This is a genomic window from Allosphingosinicella sp., assembly GCF_036387215.1.
GTDB lineage: Bacteria > Pseudomonadota > Alphaproteobacteria > Sphingomonadales > Sphingomonadaceae > Allosphingosinicella.
In genome coordinates this window covers 1-7790 of sequence record NZ_DASVUE010000105.1, presented here as the reverse complement: position 1 = coordinate 7790, position 7790 = coordinate 1, and the positions used below count along the sequence as shown (strand labels likewise).

9 protein-coding genes are annotated in these 7790 nt (G+C 65.3%); 5 read left to right on the top strand and 4 right to left on the bottom strand.

The window, feature by feature from the left end; all coding sequences use genetic code 11:
* The first annotated feature begins 559 nt into the window (after window positions 1-559).
* Window positions 560-2029, top strand: coding sequence for a serine hydrolase domain-containing protein (locus VF662_RS04565; RefSeq protein ID WP_464138195.1), 1470 nt, complete (start codon window positions 560-562; stop codon window positions 2027-2029).
* 106 nt (window positions 2030-2135) lie between these two features.
* Here the strand turns inward: VF662_RS04565 and VF662_RS04560 are convergent, their stop codons facing one another.
* Window positions 2136-3563 (bottom strand): YncE family protein, encoded by a 1428-nt coding sequence (locus VF662_RS04560; protein ID WP_464138191.1) that lies wholly within the window; start codon window positions 3561-3563, stop codon window positions 2136-2138.
* On the bottom strand, window positions 3560-3994 hold the full coding sequence (locus VF662_RS04555) for a DUF305 domain-containing protein (RefSeq protein WP_464138187.1): 435 nt from the start codon (window positions 3992-3994) through the stop codon (window positions 3560-3562). The genes VF662_RS04560 and VF662_RS04555 overlap by 4 nt, the downstream gene beginning before the upstream one ends.
* 244 nt (window positions 3995-4238) lie before the next feature.
* Here VF662_RS04555 and VF662_RS04550 point away from each other — a divergent pair, with 244 nt between their 5' ends.
* The 3 genes from VF662_RS04550 (at window position 4239) to VF662_RS04540 (ending at window position 6243) form a co-directional block, all read left to right on the top strand.
* Entirely contained in the window at window positions 4239-4613 is a 375-nt protein-coding gene (locus VF662_RS04550; RefSeq protein ID WP_464138183.1) for a DUF202 domain-containing protein, read from the top strand.
* A gap of 31 nt (window positions 4614-4644) precedes the next feature.
* On the top strand, window positions 4645-5040 hold the full coding sequence (locus VF662_RS04545) for a DUF302 domain-containing protein (protein ID WP_464138180.1): 396 nt from the start codon (window positions 4645-4647) through the stop codon (window positions 5038-5040).
* Window positions 5041-5229: 189 nt separating this feature from the next.
* A complete protein-coding gene (locus tag VF662_RS04540) occupies window positions 5230-6243 on the top strand; it encodes a helix-turn-helix domain-containing protein (RefSeq protein WP_464138177.1) in 1014 nt (337 codons plus the stop codon).
* 28 nt (window positions 6244-6271) lie between these two features.
* Here VF662_RS04540 and VF662_RS04535 read toward each other — a convergent pair whose 3' ends face one another.
* Window positions 6272-6952 carry a LuxR C-terminal-related transcriptional regulator gene (locus tag VF662_RS04535; RefSeq protein ID WP_464138197.1) on the bottom strand — a complete coding sequence of 227 codons (681 nt, stop codon included), beginning with the start codon at window positions 6950-6952 and terminating at the stop codon, window positions 6272-6274.
* A gap of 127 nt (window positions 6953-7079) precedes the next feature.
* Here VF662_RS04535 and VF662_RS04530 point away from each other — a divergent pair, with 127 nt between their 5' ends.
* Window positions 7080-7475: an OmpA family protein gene (locus VF662_RS04530; RefSeq protein ID WP_464138174.1), complete on the top strand. Its 396-nt coding sequence runs from the start codon at window positions 7080-7082 to the stop codon at window positions 7473-7475.
* 75 nt (window positions 7476-7550) lie between these two features.
* Here the strand turns inward: VF662_RS04530 and VF662_RS04525 are convergent.
* On the bottom strand, window positions 7551-7790 hold a 240-nt coding region (locus VF662_RS04525; protein ID WP_464138172.1), incomplete at its 5' end, for a replication/maintenance protein RepL.

The following is a 7790-nucleotide window of genomic DNA, read 5'->3' as shown; positions in this document are numbered from 1 at the left end:
GCGGGGCCGGCTCGATCCATGCCGATGTCTCCCGTAACGCCCGAATCTCGCTCGCCGGCAGCGGCCGGGTCGATGTCGTCGGCGGCGCGACCTGCATCGAGCAGCCGCTGAAGTCGCCGCAAGTCGAGTGCCGCTGATCGCGTGACACGAGCGGCCGCCCGCCGTGCGTCCCGAGCCGATAAAGTGCACGAGGCGCAACGTCCGCTTCCAACCCGTTGCGGACATGTATCAGGTATGTGATGAAAGCCCATGTTATCGCTCGTCACAGCCTTGCTGCTCATGCCTCATTCGGCAGCGCCTGAGGCGTCCAGGGCGACTATATTCGCGACCATCGGGCATTCTCTCGCCTTACAGAGTAGCATCGACGACATATTCCGCTCGCGGCATCAGCGATGATTTTGAACGCGTCGTCCGCCTGCCATCCTACGCTCATCCCCGGGCGCTTGCCCTGAAGCCGCCATTCGTCCAGCTTTCGAACCCCGAGGATGTATCGGCAGGTCGGATCGTCCTTGCGTGAGCACTCCCGCTCTGGATCAACGGCACGGCCTGAGGATGCGGCATGAACAAGGTTGGGCGATTGGCGGCGGCTCTCATCTGCGCGTCGATCGCGACGACGGCGGCGGCCTCACCGTCGGCTGACATCTGCGGAAAGGCGACCTTGGCGGATGGCTCGGCGTCGCTGGCGACGGCGGCGGTGGTGCGCTCGGCGAAGGAGTGGTTCGACCGGATCAACGCGGCGGATGATGCCGCCTATATCCGCTTCGTCGAAGAGCGCGGGCCTCTGCTGCCCGATCCCCCGGAGCGGTGGCTGGATTTGCGGGACTTCCTGCGCGGCTTCACATTGTGCGGGGTGAAGTCGGCCGACGCCGAGGGCGTGGAGCTTTGGATGTTCGATCCCAACTTCGACACCTACGCCTTCATGCGGCTCAAGCCGGGAGCCACCGAGGCAGACAAGCCCCGATTGCTGTTCCACTCGGCAACGGACGAGGTTCCGCCCGGCGCCGCCCGGCCGCCCAAGCTCGCGCTCCCCGTCCTCGCCCAGGCCGTCGAGGCGCGCGCGGCGAGCCGGGCGGCGAAGGATCAGTTTTCCGGCGCTATCCTGGTGGCGCACAAGGGGCGCGTGTTGCTCCACAAGGCCTATGGCCTGGCGGATCGCGCGCGCCGCAAGCCGAACCGCCCCGATACGCAGTTCCGCTTCGGATCGATGGGAAAGATGGTCACCGCGGTCGCGATCATGCAGCTGGCCGAGAAGGGCAGGGTCGCCCTCGATGCGCCGATCGGACGCTATCTACCCGATTACCCGAACCGGGACGTGGCGGCCAAGGTGACCGTCGCCAACCTCCTCAGCCATACGGGAGGGACGGGCGATATTTTCGGGCCCGACTTCGAGCGGCGCAAGGCGTCCCTCAGCAGCACGAAGGATTATGTCGGCCTCCACGGCAGCCGAGCGCCCGAGTTCGAGCCCGGAAGCCGGTACGCGTACAGCAATTACGGCTTCATCCTGCTCGGGCGGATCGTGGAGCAGGTCTCCGGCCTCACCTACGATCAGTACATCCAGCGCAACATCTTCAAGCCCGCCGGCATGGCCTCAACGGGCAACCGGCCGGAGAGCGAGAAGCTGCCGCGCCGCGCCGTCGGCTATACGGGGACGGGGGCCCGGATGAAGAGCGCGGACGATCTGCTTCCCCTGAACGGCACCTCTGCCGGCGGCGGTTATTCCACGGTCGGGGATTTCAACCGGTTCGTGGACGGCCTGACGTCCCACCGGCTCCTCCGTGCCGGGACGCTGCGGAAGCTGATCGACGGCGGCGTCAGGACCGCCGACGGGCAGTTCGCCGCATTCGATTTCGGCGGGACGCTGCCGGAGGTCGGGCGTTTCATCGGGCATGGCGGCGGCTTCCCGGGGATCAGCGGTTCGCTGCAGCACTTCCTCAAGAGCGGAGTGACAATCGTCGTGCTCGCCAACCGCGACCCCGGCACCGCCGAAAGCATCGCGATCTTCGCCGCCCACCGATTGCCCGCGAACTGAGCGCGGCCGAAGCAAGCGCCGCGTCGGCACTGCGGTTAAAGCGCCTGCGGACGGTGTCGGGCTTCAGCGAAACCATTTGCACTCCCGCGAGGTTCTTCCGTGTCTTTCAGGGCCCGTCCTGGACCTGCACCACCGCGCCCGGCTGAGCCGGGGTTCCGGATGCGATTACGAGGAAGCGGCGGTCGGCGGGCGCGGCCGCGCTCACGACCTGCCGAATTGGGCCAACCGTGTTCACCACGGCCGATCCGGCGGGATTTGCAGCGAAGGTCGCCAGCGGCTCGAGCGGGCCGCTGCCGTCCGCTCTGCTCGACATCGCCAGGATGTAGTGCGCGCCCGGCGTCAGGCCGGCCGCCACCGCCTGCAGTATCTGCACGGGGCCCTGGTTGAACAGCGACACCTGGGTCCTGCCGCTGCCGCTGAGCGTGAGGCTGCTGCTTCCAACCGCCTCGTCGCGCGGCACCAGGTTGCCGGCGCCGGCGCCGCTTGGAACGGCGTTGGGAACATAGGCGACGCCCTGTGGACCCTGGCCGATCGGGATGGTCGCGATCACCCGGTTCTGCAGCGTGTCGATCGCCGCAACGCCGTCGCCATTCTCGAGGCCGACATAGATGCGCGTTCCATCGCCGGAGGGCCACAATCCGTGCGGCACCGATCCTACAGCAATGCTCGCAACCTGCTCGAAGTCGCTCGTTCGGTAGACCTTCACCACATTCTGCGTGGCGACCGTCACATAGGCGAACTGCCCGTTGGCATTGTTGACGATGTTGACGTGATTGGTGACCGGCCCGGTGTCGATCGAACGCAGGATCGAAAATGGCGGGCGGGCGTCGAAAACCATCACCCGGCCGACATCCTTCAGCGTGAGCCATACCTGCCGGCCGTCGGGTGTAGCGGCGATGTCCGGGCAAAAGGGGCTTTCCTGCCGGACCCGGCCGACGATGCGGCGGGATCGGGTCGCGATGACGACCGTTTCCGGGGAGAAGCTCGAACAGACATAGCCGTAGCGCCCGTCCGGGGAGAAGATCGTCATGCCTGGGCCGTTCGGCACCTTTATCCTGCCGATCTCGCGATAGTTTCTGCCGTCGAGCACGGCGATATAGTCTTCGCCCCGGACGCTCACCCACACTTCACGCCCGTCAGGCCGGAAAAATGCTTCGTGCGGCGAGCGCCCAACATAGGTCGTCGCCTTCACCGAATTGGTTGCGGTGTCGATGAACGTCACCGAGCTGGAACCGATCGAAACCACCGCGAGCGTCGCCCGGTTCGGTGAGAAACCCATGCCCTGCACGAGCAACTGCCCGCGGTAGAGCGGGCTGACATTTGCGGGAGTGACGTCGCCGAGCCTGATCAGCCCGACCAGCCTGTTGGTCGACGGATCGACGACGGAGACGGTGTTGGAGAATTGGTCGCTCGTGTAGAAACGGTCGCGGCTGCTGATCGGAACGTTGCGCGCCGCGTTCGGAACTTGCTGGGCAGCTGCGCCGCCCGCGGCAGACGCTGCGAGCGCGAGCGACAGGATCGATCGTCGCATCATTTGAGGTCCGTCCCGCCGCCCGCATTGCTTTCGCGGCCTTGCAGCGGCCCGGATGGTAGCGCCGCCAGAACCTCCTCCATCACCGCAATCTCCTGCTTCTGCTCGACGATGATCCCTTGGGCGAGGCGCCGCAGGCGTTGGTCCGCGCCGTAGCGAAGCTGGAGCTCGGCCATCTCGACGGCGGCGCGATGATGGGGGATCATCATGGCGGCAAAGTCCCGGTCGACGCTGCCGCTGGACGGGACCTGCATGTCGCGATGCATCCGATGCATCGCCGCCTCCATCGCATCGCCGAAGGTCCCGTCGTCATGCTGATAGGCCGGCGATGCACCGATCAGCAGAAGACCAGTCAGCACAAAGAGGATGGCGGGGGTCGGCAGCGCGTGAAGGCTCCGCCGCGGTCGTAAGCTGGTTGCCGCTGTCTCAACCACCACATCCGCTCCCTCTTCAACGTGGCTGCGCCGGTTGTGCAGGAAGTCCGCTCCGGGCGGTGATCGGTCCATTGCGGCCGGCAGCTGTAGCACCGTGCGATAGCGCAATCGGACGGCGTCCATATTTCGGATTCGCACGCCCACGGACCGCCAGCCCTGCACCGAAGCAGTGCGATTACGAAATCCAGGGGCTGTGGGAGGCGTTAAGCGCCTGATGCTCCAGACGGCGCCGGAGGAGGGGCGAGTGGCCGAAGATCCAGCCCTTCGTGGTTCCCGCGAGGACGTGCAGCTCGTCTTCAGCGCCGATCGCACCATCCTTGCCTACGAACGGACCTATGCCGCCTGGCTGCGGACCGGGCTCGCGGCGTTGGGCGGCGGCATCGGCGCCCAGGCGCTGGTCGGAGGCCGGATCCCGGCCTGGTCGATGGAGCTCGTCAGCGCGGCGCTTCTGGCACTGGCGGTCTTCTGCTTCGCGGCAGGCATATGGTGCGACCGCAAGTATTTCGGAGCGCAGGCGCAGTCGGCCAGCCGGACCGTGCCGCAGCCTTTGCTCCGCGCGGTCAACATCCTCCTGATCCTGCTGACGCTGACCCTGGTTGCCGGCTTCTGGTCCAGCTGAACCACCCGTAGCCGTCGGAGGGAGAAAGGCCGTGGAGAAATGTGAGCCCTCGCCGCTGTTCGTACAGGCGAGCAGATTCAGGTTCGACGAGACGGTCGAGCGGCTCGCCGATGCAATCGAGAAAGCGGGCATGTCGGTCTTCTCGCGCATCGATCATTGCGCCGCTGCCAAGGCAGTCGGTCTTCACATCCCGCCGACCATGGTCCTGCTCTACGGCAATCCGGCCAAGGGTACGCTCGTCATGATGGCGAGCTCGGCCGCGGCGCTTGACCTGCCGCTCCGCCTGCTGGTTCGCGAGAACGATAGGGGCGCAGTCACACTGTCTTTCCACCCGGTCGTTGACATGCTCCTGCGACTCGGCGTTCCCCTTGAGGTCGCGGCCCGGATGGAGCCAGCGCAAACGGTTCTTCTCGGCGCGATCGCATAACCATCCGCCGGAGCGCAGCCGGGGCAGGATCGGGCATCTTAAAACCGGCGACGAATGCGCCGGCTTGATGTACATCAGGGGCTGGGGAGGGGATGCGGACATGCCTGCACCCGGCCGACTTGCTGCTGAGCGCCGCAGAACCGCCCGGACGGGCGGCAGTTCGGCGCTTGGATCCCGATCCGCATGCAGGTGAGCGGGCCCTCGGAGCGCCTGGAGAGCGTCAGCGAGCCCGGCATTCAGGAAGAGCCCGCCTGGCGTTCCCTGCCGTCCCGCCTTCACGATTCCAAGCGGCTGGTGGTCGGCCGTTGGAGGGGCGGAGGGGATGCGATCGAGGAACATGAGTGGAGCGGCGACCCGGATCGCTTCACCATCGGTTTTCCGCTCCGGCAGACCCAGGGCGCCCTTTACGTCGGGCAGCGTCTGGCAATGCGGGGGCGGGCGTTGCCCGGCTGGGTCCAGATCACTCCGCCCGTCCAGGGTGCGCGCATCGAGCAGCTTGGGCGGTACGATCAGCTGCACCTGTTCGTACCGCGCAGATTGCTGATCGACTGCTACGAGGAAGCCTATGATCGGTCCGCCCCGCCGGGCATCGAGCTGTTCAGCCGGGGCCCGGCCTATGACGCCGCCCTGGAGCGCCTCGGCACGGCTCTCCTCAGCGCTCCCGACATCGGCGCGGACGTGGCCCGGATCTATGCCGACGGCCTTTGCGGTGCGATTCTCGCCCGGCTCCTGGACGTCTATTCGAACGGCCGCCGGCGGGGGCAGGACGAAGCAGCCGGCCTCATCAAGTGGCGCCTGACGCGCACGTACGAATTCGTCCATGCCCACCTCGCCGAAACCGTCCGTCTCGAGGATCTCGCGGCTGCAGCCGGGTTGAGCCGCATGCACTTCGCGGCGCAATTCCGAGCCGCCACCGGGCTCCGGCCGCATGAATATCTGCTTCGATCACGGGTCGAACGGGCTCAGGACCTGCTTCGCCGTTCGGGCATGCCGCTGGCTGAAGTGGCGCTCAGCGTCGGCTTCCAGACGCAGGCCCATTTCACCACCGTGTTCCGCCGCTTCACCGGTCTCACGCCCAACGATGGCGCCTCGCGAATAACGGACGCACCTGATGTCTGGGCCCACTGCGTCCGCTCTCCCGCGCCCGCATCGCTCGTGAATTCGTGGCGATCGTCCAGAGCGGATGCCGGGGTGGGCATTTAGCCAGCCAACGAAGGGCATTCGACCAACCCTAGCTGGCGATTTCGAGGCATTTACCCGGTTTGCACTGGATCGCGTTGTCGACCAGCGACCTTACCCGTTGGACGCGCTTGGCGGGCGTTTGCGCAGTGTAGCTAAGGATCAACACCGGTTGTGGATGCATCTGGCGGGTGACCGCGAGGAACTCGGTCACTGTGGCTTCAGACGCTTCCTTACCGTTCCACAGCAAGCGATTACCGTCCAGTTGAACAATGTTCGTGGACTCCGTATTCCCTGCTGGAACAGTCGTTGCCGTGCTCCAGTTGGGCAAGGGACCCACCTCTGTGCTTCCTGGCGCGAGCCATGTGAGCATAGCTGCTGCGATAATGAGCGACATGATCACCGTTCCTCCAATAGCCAGGACGGCTGGGTGCTTCACACCCCTCGGTCCATCGGGGCGGTGTCCCTTGTTCTCCTGGGCGTGGTCTCCGGCGACCCCAAATCCTTTGCCTACAGAAGAATTGTGTGTTCCCTGCTCGAAGCGTGCCAAGGTCCGCGCGGCCTCTCGGCTGCTTGCAACACCCAGTTTACGGCGCGACGCGCGCAACCGCTCATTCACCGTGTGAACTGAGATGCCAAGATCGCGCGCAATCGACTTTGCGTCGTGGCCTTGAAGCAGAAGCCGCAGCGTCTCCTTTTCACGTTCGTTGAGCGCTTGAACGTTGGCAGTCATTGGCTGGTCGAGTTCGCGTGCACCACAACTTCCCCGTCTATTCCAATAACCGTCCGCCTTCCACCCATTGCCCATGTCCTGCTTTGGATACATGATCAGGGTGAAGTCGCGTTTGTGTTGAGGGAACATGATATCCGCGCTGCTGGGGATTGCTGTTGCGCAAGCCACCGTGCCTCCACCTCCGCCTGCGACTTGCGATCCCTTTATAATTTTCTTCGATTTCGGAAGCGCGGCGCTGACTGACGGATCGCAGCGGATCATCGAGAACATGGTTGCGGTGAAAGAGCATCTGAGGTCGCCGCTGACGCTGGTAGGTCACGCCGACGCCCCCGGCTCCCCAAGCTACAACCGCAGTTTGTCCAAAAGGCGGGCAGATGCCGTCAAGGCGGCATTGAGGGCTAGGGGAATGCGGTCCCGCGACCTCATCATAGTCCCCATGGGAGAAACGCGTCTCATTGTGGAGACGGACGGCCCGGAGCCTCAGAACCGCCGCGTGGAAATTGCCGATTGCGGAGGACGCTAGGTCCATTTGGAGCCTTTGGAGGCTGGCGCTTTCACTTGCAAGCGGGCCGGCAGATCGCAGCGCCTGCAAAACCGCCTATTGGAGCGCCGGCTCGCTGGGGTGCAGGTGAAGGTAGGTGCTGTCGAAATCGCCGGCATCCGCAAGCTTCTTCCAGTCGCCGATCGTGACGGTGCGGCTGCTCCGCCGGGTGATCAGCTGTTCGGCTTCCAGGGCCTTGAGGGTGCGGTTGACGTGAACGGCCGTGAGGCCGGTGCAGTCGGCGATCTGCTCCTGGGTCATCGGCAATTCGTATTCGGTCTCCTCGCCGAGGCCGGC